Below are 21,635 nucleotides of genomic sequence, written 5' to 3'. Positions count from 1 at the left end.
AAAGGGGCTCGGGGACCTGGTCCCCGAACCCCTCTCAGCTGCAGCTGAATTCGCTCACTTGTGAGTGAAGTTGGCAGGCCGCTTCTCGACGAAGGCGGTCATGCCTTCCTTCTGGTCGTCGGTGGCGAACAGCGAGTGGAAGACGCGACGCTCGAAGCGCAGCCCCTCGGTGAGGGTGGTCTCGAAGGCGCGGTCGACGGCTTCCTTGGCGATCATGACCGACGGCAGCGACATGGACGCGATGGTCTCGGCGACCTCCATGGCGGTGGCGACGAGCTCCGCGGCCGGGACGATGCGCGAGACCAGGCCCGCGCGCTCGGCCTCTTCGGCGTCCATATTGCGGCCGGTGAGGATGAGATCCATCGCCTTGGCCTTGCCGACGGCGCGGGTGAGGCGCTGCGAGCCGCCCATGCCGGGGATAACGCCGAGCTTGATCTCGGGCTGCCCGAACTTGGCGGTGTCGGCGGCGAGCAGGATGTCGCACATCATGGCGAGTTCGCAGCCGCCGCCGAGGGCGTATCCGGCGACCGCGGCGATGATCGGCTTGCGGAACGCGACCAGGCGGTCCCAACCACCGAAGTGGTCGGTCAGGAACATGTCCATGTAGGACTTGCTCTGCATCTCCTTGATGTCCGCGCCCGCCGCGAAGGCACGCTCGGAACCGGTCAGCACGACGGCGCCGATCTCGTTGTCGTTCTCGAGCTCGTCGAGCGCGGCCGAAATGTCGGTCAGGACCTGCGAATTCAGCGCGTTGAGGGCCTTCGGCCGGTTCAGCGTGATCAGCGCGACGCGGCCTTTACGCTCCAGCAGAATGGTCTCGAAGTCGGTCACGCCGTCTCCCCTTCAGATCGCTTGCGGATATCGGTGACGATAGCCGAGAAGTCCTTGCCCGCTTCCTCCTGGTTGAAGCGGTCGTAGATGTCGGCGGCGAGCTGTCCGATCTGCCCGTCGACACCGTTGGCGCGCAGCGCGTTCGCGGCCAGACCGAGGTCCTTGTTCATCAGCGCGGTCGCGAAGCCCGGCTTGTAGTCGTTGTTGGCGGGGCTGGCCGGAACCGGTCCCGGGACCGGGCAGTACGAGGTCAGCGCCCACGACTGGCCCGACGCGGTGGACACCACGTCGAAGAACTTGTCGTGGGTCAGGCCCAGCTTCTCGCCCAGCACGATGGCTTCCGAGAGCCCGATCATGGAGATGCCCAGCAGCATGTTGTTGCAGATCTTGGCGGCCTGGCCGACGCCCGCGCCACCACAGTGCACGACCTTGCCGCCCATGACCTCCAACAGCGGCAGGGCGTCGGCGAAGTCGGCGACCGCGCCGCCCACCATGAAGGTGAGGGTGCCCGCGGCCGCGCCCGCGACACCGCCGGAGACGGGGGCGTCGAGGGCTCGATGTCCCGCTGCCGCAGCGAGTTCCGCGGCCTGCTTGGCGTCGGCGACGTCGATGGTGGAGCAGTCGACGAACAGGGTGCCGGGCTTGGCGGCGGGCTGCACGTCGCCGTAGAGGTCGAGCACGATGCGGCCGTTGGGCAGCATGGTGATGACGATGTCGGAGGCCGAAACCGCTTCCGCGGCAGTCGCTACGACGGTCGCGCCGTCCTCGCGGGCCTGGGCTTGCGCGGCCGGTACCGGGTCGAAGGCCAGCACGTCGTATCCGGCCTTGACCAGGTTGGCGGCCATGGGCCCGCCCATATGGCCGAGTCCGAGGAACCCGACCTTGGTGTTGTTGCTCATTTGCGCGTCCTTACAGTCCCAGTTCGCGATTGCCGAGGTCGCCGAAGTAGGCGTCCACGTCGGCGGTGGTGACGTCGGCCAGGGTGGCGGGCGACCACTGCGGGTTGCGGTCCTTGTCGATGACCTGGGCGCGAATGCCTTCCACCAGGTCGTGGGTGTTAAGGGAGGCGGCCGAGACCCGGTATTCCTGGTTCAGCGCTACCTCGAGGTCGGCGGCGTGCCGGGCGCTGCGCAGCGAGCGCAGCGTGACCTTCAGTGCCACCGGGGATTTCGAGAGGATGTCGGTGGCCGCCTTGGCGGCCTCGGCGCGGCCGTCGATCTCCAGCCGGTGCACGATCTCCTCGACGGTGTCGGCGCTGTAGCAGGAGTCGATCCAGTCCTGCTGGGCGACGAACTCCGAAACCGGTGCGGGCTGTGCGAATTTCGCGATGGCCACCTCGATCTCGTTGTCGCGCAGGGCTTCCAGCAGCGCGGACAGGTGCTCCGACGGCACGAAGTAGTCGGCGAATCCGGCCGCGATGGCGTCGCCCGCGGACATGCGCGCGGTGGTGAGCGCGACGTGGGTGCCGATCTCGCCGGGCGCGTGGGCCAGCAGCCAGGTGCCGCCGACGTCGGGGATGAAGCCGATGCCGGTCTCGGGCATGCCGACCATGGACCGCTCGGTCACGATGCGGTGCGAGGCATGGCCGGACAGGCCGACGCCGCCGCCCATGACGATGCCGTCCATGACCGCGACGTACGGCTTGGGGTAGTTCTTGATCAGCGCGTTGAGGATGTACTCGTCGCGCCAGAACTTGCCGCTGGGCGAGTCGGCCGAGACCTCCGGCGAATCGCCCTGCGCGACAGCGTGCTTGGCGTCGTTGTGGATGGCGACGATGTCGCCGCCCGCGCAGAGTCCACGCTCGCCCGCGCCGGTGAGCACCACCGTGCGCACCTCGTCGTCGTCCGCCCAGGCGCGCAGCGCCTCCAGGATGGTCAACGCCATCGGGTGGTTGAGCGCGTTGATGGCCCGGGGCCGGTTGAGCGTGATCAGGCCCAGGCCGTCGCGCTTCTCGATCAACACCTCGGGTTCGCTCATGCTGCTCCTACCACCGAGCGGGCGACGACCACCCGCATGATTTCGTTCGTGCCCTCGAGAATCTGATGCACCCGCAGGTCGCGAACGATCTTCTCGATGCCGTATTCGGCCAGGTAACCGTAGCCACCGTGCAGTTGCAGGGCCTTGTTGGCCACCTCGAACCCGGCGTCGGTGGCGAACCGCTTGGCCATGGCGCAGAGCTCGACCTTGTCGTCGGCATCGGCGTCCAGGGCGGCCGCGGCGCGCCACAACAGGGTGCGGGCGGCCTCCAGCGAGGTGCGCATGTCGGCGAGTTCGAACTGCAGGGCGGTGTTGTCGAGCAGCCGCGACCCGAACGCCTTGCGCTGCGCCAGATAGGACACGGTCCGATCCAGTGCCTCCTGCGCGCCGCCCAGCGAGCAGGCGGCGATGTTCAGCCGCCCGCCGTTGAGCCCGTTCATGGCGATGCGGAAGCCGTCACCCTCGTTGCCGAGGAGGTTGGCGACCGGCACCCGGGCGTCCTCGAGGATGACCTGGCGGGTGGGCTGCGCGTTCCAGCCCATCTTCCGTTCGTTCGGCCCCACCGAGAGTCCGGGGGTGTCGGCCGGGACGATGAGCGCCGAAATGCCGCGCGCCCCGGTGTCTCCGGTGCGCACCATCATGACGTAGACGTCATTGGCCCCGGCCCCGGAGATGAACTGCTTTGCGCCATTGAGGATGTAGTCCTCGCCGTCGCGAACGGCCCTGGTGCTCAAGGCCGCCGCATCCGAGCCCACCGACGGCTCGGTGAGCGCGTAGGAGGCCAGCAGGTCCATCGAGGTCAGCCCCGGCAGCCAGCGATTGCGTTGCGCCGCATTGCCGTAGCTGTCGATCATCCACGTCGCCATGTTGTGGATGGAGATGTAGGCGGCGATGGCCGGGCAGCCGGTGGAGAGCTGCTCGAAGATGCGCACGGCGTCCAGCCGCCGCAGCTCCGAGCCACCCACGTCCTCCCGGATGTAGATGCCGCCCAGGCCGAGCGAGCCCGCCTTGCGCAGCACATCCACCGGGAAGTGCTTGCGCTCATCCCATTCCAGGGCATGGGGCGCGAGCAGTTCGTCGGCGAAGTCGCGGGCGGTCTCGACGATCGCCTTCTCGTCCTCGTCAAGTACGAACATCAATCAGTCCATGGTCGGGATGACGAAGGCATTGGATTCCTTCTGTCCCGCGGGCCAGCGCTGCGTCACCGTCTTGGTCTTGGTGTAGAAGCGGATCGAGTCCGGGCCGTGCTGGTTGAGATCGCCGAAGCCGGAACGCTTCCAGCCGCCGAAGGTGTGGTACGCGATCGGCACCGGGATCGGGACATTGATGCCGACCATGCCGACCTGCACGCGGGCGGCGAAGTCGCGGGCGGTGTCGCCGTCGCGGGTGAAGATGGCAACGCCGTTGCCGTACTCGTGCTCGTTGGCCAGGCGCAGGCCCTCTTCGTAGTCCTTGGCGCGCACGATGGCCAACACCGGGCCGAAGATCTCTTCCTTGTAGATACGCATGTCCGCGGTGACCTTGTCGAACAGCGTTGCGCCCGCGAAGAATCCGTCCTCGCCGCCCTCGACCACCAGGCCGCGGCCGTCGATGACCAGCTCCGCGCCCTCGTCCACGCCGATCTGCACGTAGTTGTTGACGCGGTCCACGCCGTCGCGGCCGACCAGCGGGCCGAAGTCCGCGCCCGGGTCGTCGGAGACGCCGACATTGAGCTTGCCGATGCGCTCGATCAGCTTGGCGCGCAGGCGATCCGCGGTCTCCTCGCCGACCGGCACCGCGACCGAGATCGCCATGCAGCGCTCACCGGCCGAGCCGTAGCCCGCGCCGATCAGCTGGTCGGCGACATCGTCGAGGTCGGCGTCGGGCATGACGATGGCGTGGTTCTTGGCCCCACCGAAGCACTGGGCGCGCTTGCCGTTGGCCGACGCGGTCTCGTAGATGTACTGCGCGATCGGGGTGGAGCCGACGAAGCCGACGGCCTTGATCCGGTCGTCGTGCAGCAGCGTGTCCACGGCCACCTTGTCGCCGTTGACCACGTTGAAGATGCCCGCGGGCAGTCCGGCCTCGAGGAACAGTTCGGCCAGGCGCAGCGGCACCGACGGATCGCGCTCGGAAGGCTTGAGCACGAAGGCATTACCGCAGGCCAGCGCCGGTCCGGCCTTCCACAGCGGGATCATGGCCGGGAAGTTGAACGGGGTGATGCCCGCGACGACACCCAGCGGCTGCCGCATGGAGTACACGTCGATGCCGGTGCCGGCGCTCTCGGTGTACTCACCCTTGAGCAGATGCGGGATGCCGCAGGCGAATTCGATGACCTCGAGGCCGCGCTGGATATCACCCTTGGCGTCGGCGACGGTCTTGCCGTGCTCGCTGGACAGCAGCGCGGCGAGGGAATCCATCTCGTCCTGCACCAGGGTCAGGAACTTCATCAGGATGCGGGCACGCCGCTGCGGATTCATGGCGGCCCATGCGGGCTGCGCGGCGGCGGCGTTCGCGATGACCGCCTCGACCTCACTCTTGCTCGCCAGCGGCACCTTGGCCTGAACCTGCCCGGTGCTGGGATTGAAGACATCACCGAAGTTGCCCGAAGTTCCCGGAACGTGCTTGCCGCCGATGAAATGAGTCAGTTCGCGAACCATGCCAGTCCTGTCTCGAAGCTTGTGAAGCTTGCGCGCCGATTGCGCGGTCTGTGGCGATCCTATAGTTGGACATCCAAGTATTGGCTGTGTGATAATTCACAACACCTAACGGCTCTCCATGTGGAGGCACGCATGCCCGAGTTGCATGTCCCGGTCAATCCAGTGCGGTTCGTTACCGCTGCTGCGCTGTTCGATGGCCATGATGCGGCCATCAACATCATGCGCAGAATCCTGCAGGCCCAAGGGGCCGAGGTGATTCATCTAGGGCATAACCGGGCCGTGCGCGAGGTCGTGGACGCGGCAGTGACCGAGGATGTGCAGGGCATCGCGGTCAGCTCGTATCAGGGCGGGCACATCGAGTACTTCGAGTACTTGGCCAAGGCGTTAAAAGAGGCCGGGGCCGGGCATGTTCAGATCTTCGGCGGGGGCGGCGGGGTGATCATTCCCGAGGAGATCGCGCGGCTGGCCGAGTCGGGGGTGACGATCTTCTCGCCGGAGGACGGGCAGCGGCTCGGGCTGCCGGGGATGATCAATCAGCTGATTTCGGCTTGCGACGTGGATCTTTCGCTGAAGCCCGCGCCGGTCGACGCGGTGCTGACCGGGGATCGCGCGGCCTTGGCACGCACGCTCACCTGCCTGCAGCAGGGCACGCTGCCGGAAGTGGATCGGGCGGCGCTGATCGCCGCTGCCACCGCCCGGCACGTGCCGGTGCTCGGCATCACGGGCACCGGCGGCTCCGGAAAGTCCTCTCTCACAGACGAACTCATTCGCCGGTTGCGCACCGATCAGCAGGACAAGCTGCAGGTGGCGGTGCTGGCGGTCGATCCGACGCGGCGGCGCGGTGGGGGCGCGCTGCTGGGTGACCGCATCCGGATGAACGCGCTGGACGGCGAACGGGTGTACTTCCGGTCGCTGGCCACGCGCGGTGAGCGGGAGCTGCCGAACGATATCGACACCATGGTGATCGCCTGCAAGGCAGCGGGATTCGACCTGGTGATCCTGGAGACCCCCGGCATCGGGCAGGGTGATGCGGCCATCGCCGAGCATGTGGATGTCTCGCTGTACGTGATGACGCCGGAGTTCGGCGCCGCCTCCCAGCTCGAGAAGATCGACATGCTCGACTACGCGGATGTGGTGGCCATCAACAAGTTCGAGCGGCGCGGGGCCGAGGACGCCTTGCGCGACGTGTCCCGGCAATTGGTGCGCAATCGCGAAGACTTCCATGCCATGCCGGAGGACATGCCGGTATTCGGCACCAGCGCGGCCACTTTCAACGATGACGGCGTGACGGCGCTCTACCAGCACCTGGCCGGACTACTGGGTGCGGCGGGACTGCCATTGCAGGAGGGCGTGCTGCCCCGCGTGGATACCCGCGCCTCGACCCGGTTCGCCCAGATCATTCCGCCGCAGCGCGTGCGGTATCTGGCCGAGATCGCCGAGGCGGTCCGGGATTACCACGCGGACACCGCGCGGCAGGTGGAGGCGGCGCAGCGCGTGCAACGGGTGGCGCAGGTGCTCGAGGAACTGCCTGACGACGAGTCCATCAGCTCGCTGCTGGCCCGCGCGAAGCAGGGGTTGGCTCCAGAAAATGCCGCGCTGCTGGCGGAATGGCCCGCGGTGGCCGAGTCCTATCAGGGCGACGAGCAGGTCGTTCGGGTGCGCGATCGGGAGTTGCGCACCGCCCTGCGGCGGGAGACCCTGTCCGGCAGCTCGATTCCCCGGGTGGCGCTCCCCCGGTTCACCGATCACGGTGAGCTGCTGCGGTTCCTGCGGGCGGAGAATCTGCCGGGGCGGTTCCCGTTCACGGCGGGGGTGTTCGCATTCAAGCGCGACAACGAGGATCCCGCGCGCATGTTCGCCGGGGAAGGTGATGCGTTCCGGACCAATCGGCGGTTCAAGGTGCTGTCGGAACATGCCGAGGCCAAACGGCTTTCGACGGCTTTCGACTCGGTGACCCTGTACGGGCATGATCCGGCGGAACGGCCCGATATCTACGGGAAGGTGGGGACCTCGGGGGTTTCCATCGCCTCGCTCGACGATATGAAGGCGCTCTACGACGGATTCGATCTGGATGCGCCGACCACTTCGGTGTCGATGACCATCAATGGTCCCGCGCCGACGATTCTCGCCTACTACCTCAATGCCGCGATCGATCAAGCGGTGCAACAGTTCTCGGACGAGCAGGGGCGTGAGCCCACCGCCGAGGAAGCCACCGAGCTGCGTGCCCGCACGCTCGCCACCGTGCGCGGCACCGTGCAGGCCGACATTCTCAAGGAGGATCAGGGCCAGAACACCTGCATCTTCTCCACCGAATTCAGCCTGCGCATGATGGCGGATATCCAGGAATGGTTCGTGCGCAACGGCGTCCGCAACTTCTACTCGGTCTCGATCTCCGGCTATCACATCGCCGAGGCCGGGGCGAACCCGATCAGCCAGCTGGCCTTCACGCTGGCCAACGGGTTCACCTACGTGGAGGCGTATCTGGCGCGCGGCATGGACATCGACGATTTCGCGCCCAACCTGTCGTTCTTCTTCTCCAATGGCATGGACGCCGAATACTCGGTGATCGGCCGGGTGGCGCGGCGGATCTGGGCTATCGCCATGCGCGACAAGTACGGTGCCAACGACCGTTCCCAAAAGCTGAAGTACCACATTCAGACCTCCGGGCGGTCGCTGCACGCACAGGAGATGAGCTTCAACGACATTCGCACCACGCTGCAGGCGCTGATCGCCGTCTACGACAACTGCAACAGCCTGCACACCAATGCCTACGACGAGGCCGTCACCACGCCCACCGAGGAATCGGTGCGCCGCGCCCTGGCGATTCAGCTCATCATCAATCGCGAGTGGGGCCTGGCGATGAACGAGAATCCCTTGCAGGGCAGCTTCATCATCGACGAGCTCACCGACCTGGTCGAAGAGGCGGTGCTGCGCGAATTCGAGCGGATCAGCGAACGCGGCGGTGTGCTGGGCGCGATGGAGACCGGCTACCAGCGCGGCCGCATCCAGGACGAGTCCATGCTCTACGAGCGCCGCAAGCACGACGGCAGCCTGCCGATCATCGGCGTCAACACCTTCCGCAATCCGCACGAGGAAGAACATCGGGTGCTGGAATTGGCGCGCGGCACCGAATCCGAAAAACAGTCTCAGCTGCAACGAGTCCGCGAATTCACCGATCGCCATCGGGATCGGGCACCTGCCGCGCTGGCCCGTCTCGCGGCGGCCGCGTCGAGTGACGAGAACGTCTTCGACGTGCTGATGGATGCCGCGCGTGTCTGCACACTTCAGCAGGTCACCGACACTTTCTTCACCGTCGGCGGCCAGTATCGGCGCAATGTCTGATACAAAACCTGAATAGCGCCTTGCCATTTCACCAGCCGATATAGCAGGGCGCTATTAATTCTGTTCCAGGGGAACGCAATTCACAGAATTCAGGTGCGCGCCAATTTCAGAAGGGCAGCAATTTCACAGCTATACCTGAATGATGATGCGCCCAACCACCCTCGGAACCACTGCCAAGCTGGCGGCCGCGGCCGTCTCCCTCACCGCGGCCGCCACCCTCTTCGCGGGCGTGGCGTCCGCCGAGGCACCGGACACCACCGCCGTGCCGGTCCAGGTCACCCCGGTCGCCGACGGCGTGCCGCTCGATGTGGCCACCAACCCCAATGCCCAGTTCCCCGACCCCGCCCTCAACGGCGCGGCCGCGGGCGCACTCACCGGTAGCGCGGGCGGTGCCGCCCTCGGCTCGGTCGTCGCCTCGGTCCCCGGCATGCTGGGCGGCTCGGCCCTGGGCGCGCTGATCGGCGGCGGCATCGGAGCCCTGATCGGCCTGCTGAACCCCGACGTCATCCCCCAGATCCTCCCCTGACCCGACCGCCCCGGCGGCCAGCGACCGTGCCGCGCCCCACCTCGTCGGGGCGCGGCACGGTCGTTTCCGGGTGTGGCATGTCCGATTTCATGAATGCCGAACGGCGGGCGTGGAACAATCCGGACAGGCTGACCCGGACGGAAGAGACCTCATGGACCTTGCGGGAATGACTGTCGTGGACGCGCACATTCATCAGTTCGATCCGCTGACGACGCCGCGGGAGTTCAGCGCGCTGGCGCGACTGTTCCGGTATGTGCCGGTGCCGATCGATCTGGTCAAGCGGATCGCACCGCGCAAGGACCGTGAGTTCGTCGGAGATCCGACACCGTTCGTGCACCCGTATCTGCCACGCGACTATCAGGCCGACGTCGGAGACGTCCCCGTCGAGGCGATCGTGCACATCGAGGTGGAGTGGAACGGCAAGGGGCCGCTCGCGCAGGCCGAGGAGACGCGATGGGTGGCGAGCCTGCCGTTCGGCGTGGATACGCCCGCGCTGGGCGCGATCATGGGCGCGGGGGATCCGACCGCACCCGATTTCGCGGCCCTGCTCGACGCACATCAGGCGGCGTCGCCGCGGTTCCGGGGCATTCGGGCGCGGGTCGAGCAGCATCCGGATCCGGCCGTGCGGGCAATGGGTAGAGGTCCGGGCATCCTCGCTTCGCCCGCGTTCCTGAATGGCTTCGGCGTGCTGGCGGATCGGCGCCTGGCCTTCGAAGCCTGGGTGTACTCGGGGCAGCTGCCGGAGGTGGCGGCGCTGGCCGAACGCCATCCGGAGACCACCATCGTGCTCAACCATCTCGGCACGCCCGCAGGGATTTTCGGGCCGGTAGGCCGCCATACCGGACAGCATCCGGGGCAGCGGCGGGAGTTGTTCGTGCGCTGGCGCGACGATCTCGCGGCGGTGGCCGCCCACCCCAATGTGGTCGCGAAGGTGAGCGGGCTGATGATGCCGATCCTCGGGCATCCGGTGCCGAAACGCGATGCGCCGACCCCGGTTCCGGTGCTGCTGGAACGGATTTCGCCGATGCTCGAGCACGCGCTGGACGTCTTCGGTGCCGACCGACTGATCTGGGGCTCGAATTTCCCGGTGGACAAACCGATTACGAGCATCCCCAACGCGGCGGAGGCGGTGGCCACCGCACTGGCCGGGCACGGGGCCGACGACAAGGCGATCGAGCAGATCTTCCGCCGCAATGCCGAACGGGTCTACGGGATCGACGTGCTCTAGGCGCCCGGCTTTCCCGGCGAGCGGGATGAACCGCGCCGGTGCAACGGAATTGCCTTTGCCGAAGGGTCGCTGTGGCTATCGTGAAGCGCCATGGAGCGGATCCTGCGGATCGGAATGGGTTTCTGGGAGTCCCGGACCCTGCTCAGTGCCGTCGAACTCGGGGTGTTCACGGTGCTCGGGCATCGGCAACTGACCGCCGAGCAATTGCGCCGGGAACTGGGCCTGCACCCGCGCTCCACCCGCGACTTCCTCGACGCGCTGGTTGCCATGGACATGCTGCGGCGCACCGACGATCGCTACGCGAACACCGCCGACACCGCCACCTACCTGGACAGCACGGGCAGCGAATACATCGGCGGCTTCCTGGAGATGGCGGCCGCCCGGCTGTATCCGTTCTGGGGCGGCCTCACCGAGGGGCTGCGCACCGGGCTGCCGCAGAACGAGGCCAAGGACGGCGGTGACTTCTTCACCGCGCTGTATCGGGATCCGCGGCGGCTCTACGACTTTCAGCGCGCCATGACCGGGCTGACGCTGCCCAGCGCGCACCCCATCGCCGAGCTGTTCCCCTGGCATCGCTGGAAGACGGTCGCCGACATCGGCACCGCGCAGGGCGCGCTGCTGCGCACCGTCCTGGAAACCAACCCGCACCTGCACGGCATCGGCTACGACCTGCCGCTGGTCGAGCCCATCTTCGCCGAATACAGTGCGCCGGTGGAGGATCGGATCACCTTCGAGCCGGGCGACTTCTTCGTCGGTGACCTGCCCGAGGCCGACGTGCTGGTGTTCGGCCACATCCTGCACGACTGGGATCTGCCCACCAAGCTGATGCTGCTGGAGAAGGCGTACCGCGCCCTGCCCGACGGCGGCGCGATCCTGGTGTACGAGTCCTTCATCGACGACGAACGGCGCACCAACCTGCCGGGCCTGCTGATGAGCCTCAATATGCTCATCGAGACCCCCGGCGGCTTCGATTACACCCCCGCCGAGCTGCGAACCTGGCTGACCGACACCGGTTTCCACGAACCGATCACCGAGCAGCTGGCCGGACCCGAGTCGATGGTGTGGGCGGTGAAGTAGCCCTCAGTCCGGGAAGGCCAGGTACAGGGTGCCCAGGGCGTCGGCGGTGCGGCTCACGTGGTCGACGATGCGGGCCGGGTCGGCGTCGATCGCGCCGGTGCGCCAGGCCGTCAGCAGTTCGATGAAGCCGCCGATGCCCATGAGAACGCCCATGCGCAGGTCGGATTCGTCCACCCCGGGGCGCAGATAGGGGCGCGCGGTGGCGATCAGCAGGTCCGTCGACTCCGTGAGCAGGGCCGTGCGGCGCTGTTCCAGGACTCGGCTCCCGGCGTGATCGCCGAAGAGGATGCGAGCCGGTCCCTCGGTCTGCAGGGTGACCGCGCGGGCGATGGCCAGGTGCAGGATGCCCAGGGCCGGATGCGCCAGGTTCTCCGCCACCACCGCCGAGAGTTCCGCCAGCGCTTGGAAACCGACCTCGTCGAAGACCGCGCCGAGCAGGTCGTCACGGTCGGTGAAATGCTCGTAGAAGTAGCGGTCGTTGAGGCCCGCGCGGGTGCAGACCCCGCGCATGGTGACCGCGGCCCAGCCGCTGTCGAGCCAGATCTCCAGGGCCGCGCTGATCAGGCGCTCCCGGCGTTCGGCGCGGCGCTCCTCCTGGGTGCGCCCGCCCCAGGTGCTGCCGCCGGTGCGGGCGGGCGCGGTGGCCTTTGCGGGCGCCTTCGCGGCCGTGCGTGCGGACCCTTCCATAGTTGACAAAGTAGCGCACCCGGAGCCTAATTGGTGGCAGGTGCGGCCAGTGGTGGCATACGCCACCAATTGACCGCCCGGATGGCACGGCCACGGGAGTTCCCATGCGACTCAACCCCTTCGGCGGATCCCGCCGCACCCAGCAGGCGGATGCGGTGGTGACCGGTGCGGGCAGCGGCATCGGCCGCGGTTTCGCCCTCGAGATCGGCAAGCGCGGCGGCCGGGTGGTCTGCTCCGACATCGATGCCGAACGCGCCCGCGAGACCGTCGAATTGGTCGCCGCCGCAGGCGGAAAGGCCTTCGACACGGTCTGTGATGTGCGCAACCTCGACGATGTCACCGCGCTCGCCCACACCGCCGAGGAGTGGTTCGGCAAGAGCCCGGATCTGGTGGTCAACAATGCGGGCATCGGGCGCGGCGGCACCGTGATCGGAGAGGCGCCGCCCGCCGAATGGCATCAGGTGCTCGATGTGAACCTGTGGGGAGTCATCCACGGCTGCCACGTCTTCACGCCGCTGCTCCGCGAGGCCGGGCACGGGTCCATCGTGAACGTCGCCTCCGCGGCCGCCTTCGGTTCCGCGCCCCGGATGGCCGCCTACAACGTGAGCAAGGCGGGGGTGCTGGCCCTGTCGGAGACCCTCGCGGCGGAGCTGTCGGGCACCGGCATCACCGTCACCGTGCTGTGCCCGACCGGGGTGCGCACCAACATCCTGGACGGCGTGTCGATCGGCGACGAGAGCCTCCAGCAGTGGGGCGACCGACTGCTGCGCTGGACCGGCCGCCCGCCCACCGCCATCGCCCGCGCCACCCTCGACGCCGTGGACCGCGGCCAGCTCTACGTGGTCCCGCAAATCGAGGCCAAGGCCATCTGGCAGGCCAAACGACTGCTACCCGAGCCCTACACGCGCGCCGCCGGACTGTTGGAGCGGCTGGTGCGCTAGTCACTGCAAGGAGTTGAACAATGGCGTTCACGTACCCCGACATGCTCACCGTCATCCAGGAACGACAGTGGGCGCTGGCCGATATCGACTGGGACGCACCGGGAGCCGAGCTCATCACCGACGAGCAACGGCCCGCGCTGACGAAGTTCATGGCCGACCTGGTGTGGATCGAACACGTGGGCGCGCGCGGCTTCGCGGCGCTCACCCTGCACGCACCCGACGGGCCGCTCAAGGAGATCTACCGGTACTTCCACGCCGAGGAGCAGAAGCACGCCAATGCCGAACTGGCGTTGATGCGGCGCTGGGGCATGCTCGACGGGGACGAGATGCCGGTGCCCAACAAGAACATTCGGCTCGTCATCGAATGGCTGGACAAGTACGGGGACGGGCTGACGCTGCCCGTGCTGGGCACGGTGATTCCGTCACTGGAGTGCGCGCTCGACGGGGCACTGGTCAAGTTCCTGCTCGACGAGGTGCGAGATCCGCTGTGCCACGAGGTTTTCCGGCACATCAACAGCGATGAGTCCCGGCATCTGGCGGTCGGCTTCCAGGTGCTCGAACAGCTGGGTGCGGGACCGATGCGACGCATCGCCATCGAGACGGCCGGGTACGCGCTGCGGCCCACCCTGCTGATGGGTGCGCTGCTGTACACGCCGCTGCTGTCGCGCATGTCCACCAACATCATGGCGATGGGGTTGGACGAGGAGAAGCTCTGGAATGCCGTGCGGCGCTATGAGAAAGCCGGGGAACGCAGTCCCGACATCAAACGGGTGCCGCTGTTCCATGTGGTCCGCTTGCACGGCCGCGCCACCATCAACCGGCTACAGCCCATCCAGGGCATCAACGACGCCCTGAACAGGGCCATCGACCACTTCCCGGTCCGCGTGCTCGGGCGCACCCCGTCCTGGTCCAAGGCGCTGACCTACGAGCCGGTGGCGAAATGACCTCCCCGATCCGCCGGAGCGACTCCCGCAGAGTCCGCGAAACCTATACCGGCCCCATCGTGCACTGCAGGCACTGGCGCGACCAGCACGAACTCGACCGCTTGCACGTCGCGGTGATCGGCGGCGGCAGCGCGTTGGCCCGGGTGGTGCCGCCTGTGGTCGAGCAGGCCCGCCGAGTGACGGTATTCCAGCACGACCCGATCTGGATCCTGCCGACCCCGCCCGTGCCCGGAGCTGGACTGCTGCTGCGCCAATTACCCGCTCCCCCTGTCATTCCGGCGCGCTTTTGGCCGGAATCCAACGCCATCAGCGACCCCACAGCCGGTATGGATCCCGGCCAAAAGCATGCCGGGATGACGGAGGGGGCGATCGCGCTGGCTGGGCGGCTCGTCGGGCTGGTTCTGAGGCACGTAGCCGCGACGAATCTCCGTCTGCAGGTGGCCGATTCGTGGCAGCGGCGGCAATTGACACCCGACCAAGCCGCCGGAGTTCGTGTGCACAGCCGGTACTACCGAGCCCTCGGGCAGCAGAACTGCACGCTCATCGCCTGGCCCGTCGCCCGGCTCGCGCCGCACGGGATTCGCACCGTGGACGGGGTCGAGCATCGGGTGGACTGCATCATCTACGCGGAGGACAAGCTGTGACCAGCACCGTGGTGAATCACGAGATCGTCATTGTGGGAGCCGGATTCTCGGGGATCGGGACCGCTATCGCCCTGCGCAGAGCGGGCTTCGACGACTTCATCATGATCGACGAGGCCGACGGGGTGGGCGGGACCTGGCACTGGAACACCTATCCCGGTATCGCCGTGGACATTCCGTCGTTCAGCTACCAGTACTCGTTCGAGCAGCAGCGGTCCTGGTCGCGGGTGTATGCGCCCGGCCGGGAGCTGAAGGCGTACGCCGAGCACTGTGTGCAGAAGTACGGACTGCGGCCGCGGATCCGGTTCGGCACCACCATCGAGCGCGCGGACTTCGATGACGACCTGCACCTGTGGCGGGTGCGGACCAGCGATGGCGAGGAGCTCACCTGCCGGTTCCTGATCGGCGCGACCGGGGTGCTGACCCGGCCCAAGCTGCCGGAAATCCCCGGTGCGGAACGGTTCCGGGGCCTCACCATGCACACCGCGCGCTGGGATCACGACATCGATCTGCGCGGCAAAAGGGTTGGCATCATCGGCACCGGTGCGTCCGCCATCCAGATCATTCCGGAGATCGCGAAGCAGGTATCGGAACTCGTTGTCTTCCAGCGCACCCCGATCTGGTGCCTGCCCCGGCCGGACGCGCCCATGCCGCCCCCGGTGCGCGCCCTGATGCGGCTGCCGGGCGGACAGTTCCTGACCCGGTGGGTGAGCCAGGCGTTCGTGGAGCTCACGTTCCCGCTCTCCGCGCACTACTACAAGGTGCTGCCGGTGGTGAAGGTCGGCGAGCGGCAGGGCCTCGCGCATCTGCGGAATCAGGTGCGCGACCCCGAGATTCGCGAGAAGCTGACGCCGAAGTACGCGCTGGGCTGCAAGCGGCCGTCGTTCTCCAACGACTATCTGAAGACGTTCAATCGCGAGAACGTCACCCTCGACACCGATCCCATCACCGAGATCACCGCCAGCGGCCTGCGCACCAGCGGCGGGCATCATCAGGTCGACGTGCTCATCATGGCCACCGGCTTCAAGGTCATGGAGTCGGGCAATATGCCGACCTTCGATCTGCACGGCAGCGGTGGCACCCGGCTGGAGGACTGGTGGGACACCCACCGGCTGCAGGCCTACGAGGGTGTCAGCGTGCCCGGATTCCCCAACTTCTTCACCATCATCGGGCCCTACGGCTACAACGGCGCGTCCTACTTCACACTCATCGAGATGCAGACCACCCACATCCTGCGGCTGCTCCGAAATGCGCGCCGCCGCAACGCCACCCGCATCGAGGTCACCGCCGAGGCCAACGACCGCTACTTCGCGGAGATGCTGTCGCGGCGCGGCACCCAGGTGTTCTGGCAGGACAGCTGTGCGCTGGCCAACTCCTACTACTTCGACAAGAACGGCGATGTCCCGCTGCGCGCCATGAGCACTCCCGAAGCCGCATGGCGCGCAGCTCATTTCGACCTGGACGACTACCGGTTCTCAGGGGCGTTCGTAGAAGCCGTCGATCCGCCCGCGGGCCGTCGCCCGGGCCGCGGCGAGCACCTCGCGCGGCTTGGCGGCCTCGAGTGACTTACCGCCGCCCAGTTCGAGCGGCTCGGTCAGCGCGAAGAGCTCGAAGACGTAGCGGTGCGGGCCGTGGCCCTTGATCGGGGACGGCCCCATATAGCCACGGCCCCAACCGGATCGCAGGACGACGACGCCCTCCGCGGGTCGGTCGGCCGAAAGGCCACCGCGCGGTATCCCGGTGAGCGCCGGGTCCACCAGCGCCACAGAGTGCACAAACGGGGTCGATCCCGGCGCATCCGGATCCTCGATCACCACGAGCAGCTGCGCCGTGCCTGCGGGCACCTCAGCCCAGGCGAGTTCCGGCGAAAGATCCTCCCCGCCAATCCTTTTCCCGGCATGCCGCAGGTCCAGCGTGGTCTCGTGCGCGAAATCCGGGCTGGTGATCCGGAGGCTGTCGGCCCCCGCCAGGTTCGGCAGGTTCCAGGCCAGCCCCTCCTCTCCCGCCCGCCAGTTCGACAGCAGCTTGCCGACGATTCCCATCGAATCTCCTTGATACGCCGCGAGATATACAGGTTGACTGCGCAGTCTTGCTGTACTTTAGGGAGTTATGAGCGGTTCGACAAGTGACAACGAGAAGATCGCCGAGGAATTACAGGCCGTGGTCAGCGGTCTGGTCCGGCGCATGCGCGCGGTTTCCCCGGCCCGAGACGTCTCACTCTCACAGGTGTCGATCCTCAAACGCCTCGACCGCGACGGACCGGCGACGGTCGCCGATCTGGCACGCGCGGACCAGATCCGGCATCAATCAGTCGCGACCGCAGTGGCCGCCCTGGTCGAGCGCGGACTGATCGGCCGGTCCGCCGACGCCCACGATCTGCGACGGAAAGTGCTGACCATCACCGAGTCCGGACGCGCACTCCTGTCGGAGCGCCGCGGCGCGGGCCACGGACACATCGCCGAACTCATCGGCGAGCGGCTCAGCGGCGAGGAGCGCCGGCAGCTGGCGAACTCACTGTCGCTGCTGCAACGGCTGATTCACTGACCGCCGCTCACTCGTCCAGGGTGCGGTAGAGGCTGCGCAGCAGGCGCAGACCGGCGGCGACGGATTGCTCGTCCTCGGCCGTCATGCGCAGAGCATGACGGAGCAGGACCGCGTCCAGATCGTCGGGGGCCGGGTGGAAATCGGGCTTCGGCAGGGCGGGCAGGGTGAGATCGTTGCCGTACATGTCGGCGGAATCCGTTGGCGGACTCTGGCTCTGGACGTTGCCGATCAGGTCGTCGAGTTCGATGCCGCGCAGGGTCAGCAGGTCATTGGGGTGTTCGTCGAGCCGCTCGGCGATGACGTAGCAGACGGCGGCCACATGCTTGCAGGGCCAGCCGGAATCCGGGCAGCTGCAGGAGAAGTCGAGCTCCGAGGCCGTCGTGGGCAGCAGCAGCGGGCCCAGCGCCTGCGGCAGGGTGCCCGCGGCGATCTCGCCGAGCATGCCCGGGGTGGCCCGCACCTGGTTCACCAGTTCGTCCAGCCGGTCGTCACGCAACTGGCGCAGCGTGAGCACGGCGACGAACGGCCGCGGCTGACTGCCCTGCACCTCCGCGCTCACCATGCCGGACTCGAGCCGATAGTTCACCACCTGGCCCGTCCGGGCGTAGGAGCGCCCCCGGGCCAGCCGACCGCGGTCCGCGACCCCTTCCACCGCTTCCAGAAAGGCCCGGCCCCACCAGGTTCGGGCGAAGGCGGTGCCGCGCTGACCACGGGCCCGCACGCCGCCGCGCACCGGGCGACGCTCGCCGAACTCACCGAAGTCGAGGTAGTCGTTCATTCGCCGACCGCCTCCGCGCCGAGCGCGAACAGCTCGCGCAGTTCCGCGTCGCCGAGTTCGGTGATCCAGTTCTCGCCGGTACCCACCGTCAGATCCGCGAGCTGGCTCTTGCCCTTCAGCATGTCGTCCACCCGCTCCTCGATGGTGTCCACGCAGACCAGCTTGCGGACCTGCACGTCGCGGCGCTGCCCGATGCGGTATGCCCGGTCGGTGGCCTGGTTCTCCACCGCCGGATTCCACCAGCGATCCAGGTGCACAACGTGATTGGCGGCGGTCAGATTGAGTCCGGTGCCACCGGCCTTGAGCGACAACAGCATCAACGGCGGCCCGTCCTCGGACTGGAATCCGGTGACCATGTCGTCGCGGCGCTGCTTGCTCACGCCGCCGTGCAGGAACGGCACCTCGGTGCCGAAACGCTCGGTCAGGTACGGGGCCAACAGGTTTCCGAACTCGGCGAACTGGGTGAACATCAGCGCGCGCTCGCCGTCGGCGATGACGGACTCCAGAATGTCCTCCACCAGCCCCAGTTTCCCGGAGCGATGGTGGCCGCGGCGCAGCACCCCGGAACCGTCGTTGAGGAAGTGCGCGGGGTGATTGCATACCTGCTTGAGCCGGGTCAGCGCGGCCAACACCGCGCCCTTGCGCTCCATCCCCTTCGCGGCCTTCAGCTTGGCCGACATATCGTCCAGCACCGCCTGATACAGCGCCGCCTGCTCCGCGGTGAGGTTGGCCCGCACCGTCATCTCGATCTTCTCCGGCAGATCGGAGATCACCGCGGGATCGGTCTTCACCCGCCGCAGCACGAATGGCGAGGTGATGGCGCGCAGGCGGGTGACGGCGTTCTCGTCGCGCTCCCGCTCGATCGGCACCGCGAAGCGGGCATGGAATTCCGACGCCTTGCCCAGCAGCTTCGGATTGGCGAAATCCAGGATCGAGCGCAGCTCCTCGAGGCGGTTCTCGACCGGGGTTCCGGTGAGTGCCAAGCGATGTCGTGCCGGGAGCAGCCTGGCGGCCCGCGCCTGCCGGGTCCCGGCGTTCTTGATGTGCTGCGCCTCGTCGAGGGCCACCCGCTGCCAATCCTGGCGCTTCAGCTCCTCCACATCGCGGGCCAGCAACGCGTAGGTGGTGACCACGAGATCCGAATCCGCCACCGCCGCATCGAGTTCCGCGCCGGAACGCCGACCGGGCCCGTGATGCACCAACACTCGCAGATCGGGTGCGAAGCGTTCGGTCTCCCGTTGCCAGTTGCCGACCACCGACATCGGGCACACCAACAGCGTCGGACCGACCGATTCTCCTGCGGCAGTTGCCTTTTCCCGCTCGTGCACCAGCAACGCCAGCACCTGCACGGTCTTGCCCAACCCCATGTCGTCGGCCAGGATCGCGCCGCATCCGAGCCTGCTCATGGTCGCCAGCCAGGTCAGCCCGCGCTGCTGATACGGCCGCAGCTGGGCCTTCAGCCCGACCGGGTCCGGTACCGGTTCGGTATGCCGTTCACCGTCGAAAAGCTCTGCGGCCCAACCGGTCGCGCTGATCTCCTGCAGCGGCACCCCGCCTACGGGATGCGCGGACAGCTCCGCGAACAGGCCGCCGATCGTCGTCTCCGTCGCGTCGGTGCGGCCCGACACGTAGTCGGCGGCCGCGGCCAGCATGCGGCGATCGGCCTGCACCCATTCCCCGCGCAGCCGCACCAGATCCGATTTCGCGTCCACCAGCCGGGCCATCTCGGCGGGCGAGAGCACGGTATCGCCGAGCGCCAGTTCCCAGCGGAAGGACACCAAACCCTTGAGCCCGACCGCGGTTTCGGTCGCGGCCGCGCTCTGCACCTGCAACTTCATCGTCGGCGCGGCGACCCGCCAGGCACGGGGCAGCATCAGCCGCACCCCGGTCGAGCGCAGCACGCTCGCCCCGTGCGCGACCAGATCCATCACCACCTCGGTGGGCAGGAACAGATCCATGCTGCGGGTATCGCCCGGCAGGTCACGCAGCCGCGGATACGCCTGCTTGGCCGCGGTGAGCTTCTCCCCCGCGATCCGCACCAGTTGCGGATCCCCGGGCAGCAGCACCGGTTGCGGCGCATCGCCTTCCGTGCGCAGGCAGACCTCGAGCCGCCACAGCTCGCCCGGGTCCTCCCCGTCCGGTTCCACCAGTCGCAACACCAGTTCCGGCTCGTCCGCGGTCAGGCTGGTGCGCCAATCGTCGAGGACCGCGGCCACCCGGTGCGATCCCGACTCCAGCGGCGCGGCCTCGAGCAGGGCCGTCAGCAACGGATGCGATCCGGACTCGTCGCCCGCCTGCGCGGGGATGCGCAGGCGCGCGATGGGGTCGGCCAGCTCCGCGTTCAGATTCTCCAGCAGTTCCGCGGGCCGCCCGGCCACCTGTAGCGCCGCGGGCATGGCCACCGCGAGCTCGGCCAGCCAGGCCCGTTGCCGCTGCCCGCCCAGCAGCCGCCACCGCACCCACCACTGACCGTCGTCGCGCCACACCTCCGGCACGATCCGCCCCGCCCGCACCCAGCGGTCGATCCCTCGCGCGACATGACCCAGGAAGCGCAGATCACCCGCGACCTCCCGGGCCGGAAGCTCCTGAAGCAACACCCGCGCGGCTGCCTCCGGGGCCAGGGCATGCGCACGCACCTGCAGCTGCTCGGGTCCGTACGGCCCGGGCACCATCACCTGCGCCCGATGCCGCCACTTGGACGCCGCGAGAATCGAGCCCAGCGGTTCGGGCAGCCCCACGGCAGCCGCGGCCGCGTCGGGATCGCCCGGGTCGTGCCAGAGCACCAACCCGGACCCCGGAGACCACAGTCCGTGCAGCATCCGACCATCCAACCAGCCCGCCCCGACAACATTGCGCCCACTGACCGACATGTCGGGCCACGTGGGACCTACTCGAGAGTCGGTTACCCCTTTATTTCTGTCCGGATACGGAACATACTGGATAAATCCGCAGGTCACCGCATAGGTCGGTGTCGGCTGTGTCCAGCGCACAACGCTGTCGTGCCCGGACCGCAGCCATGCGGGGCGCACCCGACAAATCACCGCGACTCAATCCGGAGCCGTGGCATTTTCGAGACCGTAGGGAGGCCGTGCAGATGACGATTCTGCTCCAAGTGCTCGAGCAGAGCTTCACGCCCACCACACCGTGGGAACGGCGGAAATTCACCTTCGTGGACACGACCAAGATCGTGGGGATGCGCCTGGACGGGCAGTCCGGAGTGTGGCTGGACCTGTCCCGGCCCGGCGAGTCACAGCGCCTCGCCCGCACCGCCGACCCGCGCGATTCCATCACCTTCCTGCTCACCGTGTTCGCGAAGATCGCCGAATGCGAAGAGCGGGGCGGTGCGTGGCTCATCGGCCACGACGGCGCGCACGTGGATTCCATTGCCGCCACCCGCTATCCACCTCAACTCACGGAGACGAACGCGGACGATATCCTCGCTCACGCCTGGCTGTAGGCCCTGGCTCGGGGGTGCGAAGT

At 67.7% G+C, this 21,635-nt stretch carries 18 protein-coding genes and 1 pseudogene; 10 read left to right on the top strand and 9 right to left on the bottom strand.

Annotation, left to right across the window (positions count from 1 at the left end; translation table 11 throughout):
• Positions 1-54: 54 nt before the first annotated feature.
• Genes ACYVN4_RS43810 through ACYVN4_RS43790 form a run of 5 tightly spaced genes read right to left on the bottom strand, consistent with a single transcriptional unit; the run spans position 55 to position 5,447 of the window.
• On the bottom strand, positions 55-831 hold the full coding sequence (locus ACYVN4_RS43810; RefSeq protein WP_460729973.1) for an enoyl-CoA hydratase: 777 nt from the start codon (positions 829-831) through the stop codon (positions 55-57).
• Positions 828-1,730 carry a 3-hydroxyisobutyrate dehydrogenase gene (gene mmsB / locus ACYVN4_RS43805; protein WP_460729969.1) on the bottom strand — a complete coding sequence of 301 codons (903 nt, stop codon included), beginning with the start codon at positions 1,728-1,730 and terminating at the stop codon, positions 828-830. The genes ACYVN4_RS43810 and mmsB overlap by 4 nt, the downstream gene beginning before the upstream one ends.
• A gap of 10 nt (positions 1,731-1,740) precedes the next feature.
• Positions 1,741-2,808, bottom strand: coding sequence for an enoyl-CoA hydratase/isomerase family protein (locus ACYVN4_RS43800; RefSeq protein ID WP_460729967.1), 1,068 nt, complete (start codon positions 2,806-2,808; stop codon positions 1,741-1,743).
• Positions 2,805-3,944 (bottom strand): acyl-CoA dehydrogenase family protein, encoded by a 1,140-nt coding sequence (locus ACYVN4_RS43795; protein WP_460729965.1) that lies wholly within the window; start codon positions 3,942-3,944, stop codon positions 2,805-2,807. The genes ACYVN4_RS43800 and ACYVN4_RS43795 overlap by 4 nt, the downstream gene beginning before the upstream one ends.
• Positions 3,945-3,947: 3 nt before the next feature.
• Positions 3,948-5,447: a CoA-acylating methylmalonate-semialdehyde dehydrogenase gene (locus ACYVN4_RS43790; RefSeq protein WP_460729963.1), complete on the bottom strand. Its 1,500-nt coding sequence runs from the start codon at positions 5,445-5,447 to the stop codon at positions 3,948-3,950.
• Positions 5,448-5,579: 132 nt separating this feature from the next.
• Here ACYVN4_RS43790 and icmF point away from each other — a divergent pair, with 132 nt between their 5' ends.
• The 4 genes from icmF (at position 5,580) to ACYVN4_RS43770 (ending at position 11,620) form a co-directional block, all read left to right on the top strand.
• Positions 5,580-8,789 (top strand): fused isobutyryl-CoA mutase/GTPase IcmF, encoded by a 3,210-nt coding sequence (gene icmF / locus ACYVN4_RS43785; protein ID WP_460729961.1) that lies wholly within the window; start codon positions 5,580-5,582, stop codon positions 8,787-8,789.
• Between the two features lie 142 nt (positions 8,790-8,931).
• Positions 8,932-9,315 (top strand): hypothetical protein, encoded by a 384-nt coding sequence (locus ACYVN4_RS43780; protein WP_460729959.1) that lies wholly within the window; start codon positions 8,932-8,934, stop codon positions 9,313-9,315.
• Positions 9,316-9,481: 166 nt separating this feature from the next.
• The gene (locus ACYVN4_RS43775) at positions 9,482-10,543 is read left to right on the top strand and encodes an amidohydrolase family protein (protein WP_460729957.1); all 1,062 of its coding nucleotides are present in this window, start codon (positions 9,482-9,484) and stop codon (positions 10,541-10,543) included.
• A gap of 90 nt (positions 10,544-10,633) precedes the next feature.
• Entirely contained in the window at positions 10,634-11,620 is a 987-nt protein-coding gene (locus ACYVN4_RS43770; RefSeq protein WP_460729955.1) for a methyltransferase, read from the top strand.
• Positions 11,621-11,623: 3 nt separating this feature from the next.
• On the opposite strand, the gene ACYVN4_RS43765 is transcribed toward ACYVN4_RS43770, so the two are convergent.
• Positions 11,624-12,307: a TetR/AcrR family transcriptional regulator gene (locus tag ACYVN4_RS43765; protein WP_460729953.1), complete on the bottom strand. Its 684-nt coding sequence runs from the start codon at positions 12,305-12,307 to the stop codon at positions 11,624-11,626.
• A gap of 104 nt (positions 12,308-12,411) precedes the next feature.
• On the opposite strand from ACYVN4_RS43765, the gene ACYVN4_RS43760 reads away from it, so the two are divergent.
• The 4 genes and pseudogenes from ACYVN4_RS43760 to ACYVN4_RS43745 all read left to right on the top strand — a co-directional run.
• Positions 12,412-13,248 (top strand): SDR family NAD(P)-dependent oxidoreductase, encoded by an 837-nt coding sequence (locus tag ACYVN4_RS43760; protein WP_460729951.1) that lies wholly within the window; start codon positions 12,412-12,414, stop codon positions 13,246-13,248.
• A 20-nt stretch (positions 13,249-13,268) separates the two neighbouring features.
• The gene (locus ACYVN4_RS43755) at positions 13,269-14,192 is read left to right on the top strand and encodes a ferritin-like domain-containing protein (protein ID WP_460729949.1); all 924 of its coding nucleotides are present in this window, start codon (positions 13,269-13,271) and stop codon (positions 14,190-14,192) included.
• Positions 14,189-14,836 carry an NAD(P)/FAD-dependent oxidoreductase gene (locus ACYVN4_RS43750; protein ID WP_460729947.1) on the top strand — a complete coding sequence of 216 codons (648 nt, stop codon included), beginning with the start codon at positions 14,189-14,191 and terminating at the stop codon, positions 14,834-14,836. Before ACYVN4_RS43755 ends, ACYVN4_RS43750 begins: the two co-directional genes overlap by 4 nt.
• Positions 14,833-16,311 (top strand): annotated as a pseudogene (locus tag ACYVN4_RS43745) (flavin-containing monooxygenase); the annotation flags it as partial. The gene ACYVN4_RS43750 and the pseudogene ACYVN4_RS43745, both read left to right, overlap by 4 nt.
• On the opposite strand, the gene ACYVN4_RS43740 reads toward ACYVN4_RS43745, so the two are convergent.
• A complete protein-coding gene (locus tag ACYVN4_RS43740; protein WP_460729945.1) occupies positions 16,309-16,875 on the bottom strand; it encodes a YbhB/YbcL family Raf kinase inhibitor-like protein in 567 nt (188 codons plus the stop codon). The pseudogene ACYVN4_RS43745 and the gene ACYVN4_RS43740 overlap by 3 nt on opposite strands.
• Positions 16,876-16,942: 67 nt before the next feature.
• Here ACYVN4_RS43740 and ACYVN4_RS43735 point away from each other — a divergent pair, with 67 nt between their 5' ends.
• Positions 16,943-17,377 (top strand): MarR family winged helix-turn-helix transcriptional regulator, encoded by a 435-nt coding sequence (locus tag ACYVN4_RS43735; protein WP_460729943.1) that lies wholly within the window; start codon positions 16,943-16,945, stop codon positions 17,375-17,377.
• 7 nt (positions 17,378-17,384) lie between these two features.
• On the opposite strand, the gene ACYVN4_RS43730 is transcribed toward ACYVN4_RS43735, so the two are convergent.
• Positions 17,385-18,155 (bottom strand): SWIM zinc finger family protein, encoded by a 771-nt coding sequence (locus ACYVN4_RS43730; protein WP_460729941.1) that lies wholly within the window; start codon positions 18,153-18,155, stop codon positions 17,385-17,387.
• A complete protein-coding gene (locus ACYVN4_RS43725) occupies positions 18,152-20,974 on the bottom strand; it encodes a DEAD/DEAH box helicase (RefSeq protein WP_460729939.1) in 2,823 nt (940 codons plus the stop codon). The genes ACYVN4_RS43730 and ACYVN4_RS43725 overlap by 4 nt, the downstream gene beginning before the upstream one ends.
• Positions 20,975-21,249: 275 nt before the next feature.
• On the opposite strand from ACYVN4_RS43725, the gene ACYVN4_RS43720 reads away from it, so the two are divergent.
• Positions 21,250-21,612: a hypothetical protein gene (locus ACYVN4_RS43720; protein ID WP_379366478.1), complete on the top strand. Its 363-nt coding sequence runs from the start codon at positions 21,250-21,252 to the stop codon at positions 21,610-21,612.
• Positions 21,613-21,635: the final 23 nt, after the last annotated feature.

The organism is Nocardia heshunensis, assembly GCF_054782115.1.
This window is presented reverse-complemented; position numbering and strand designations above follow the sequence as displayed.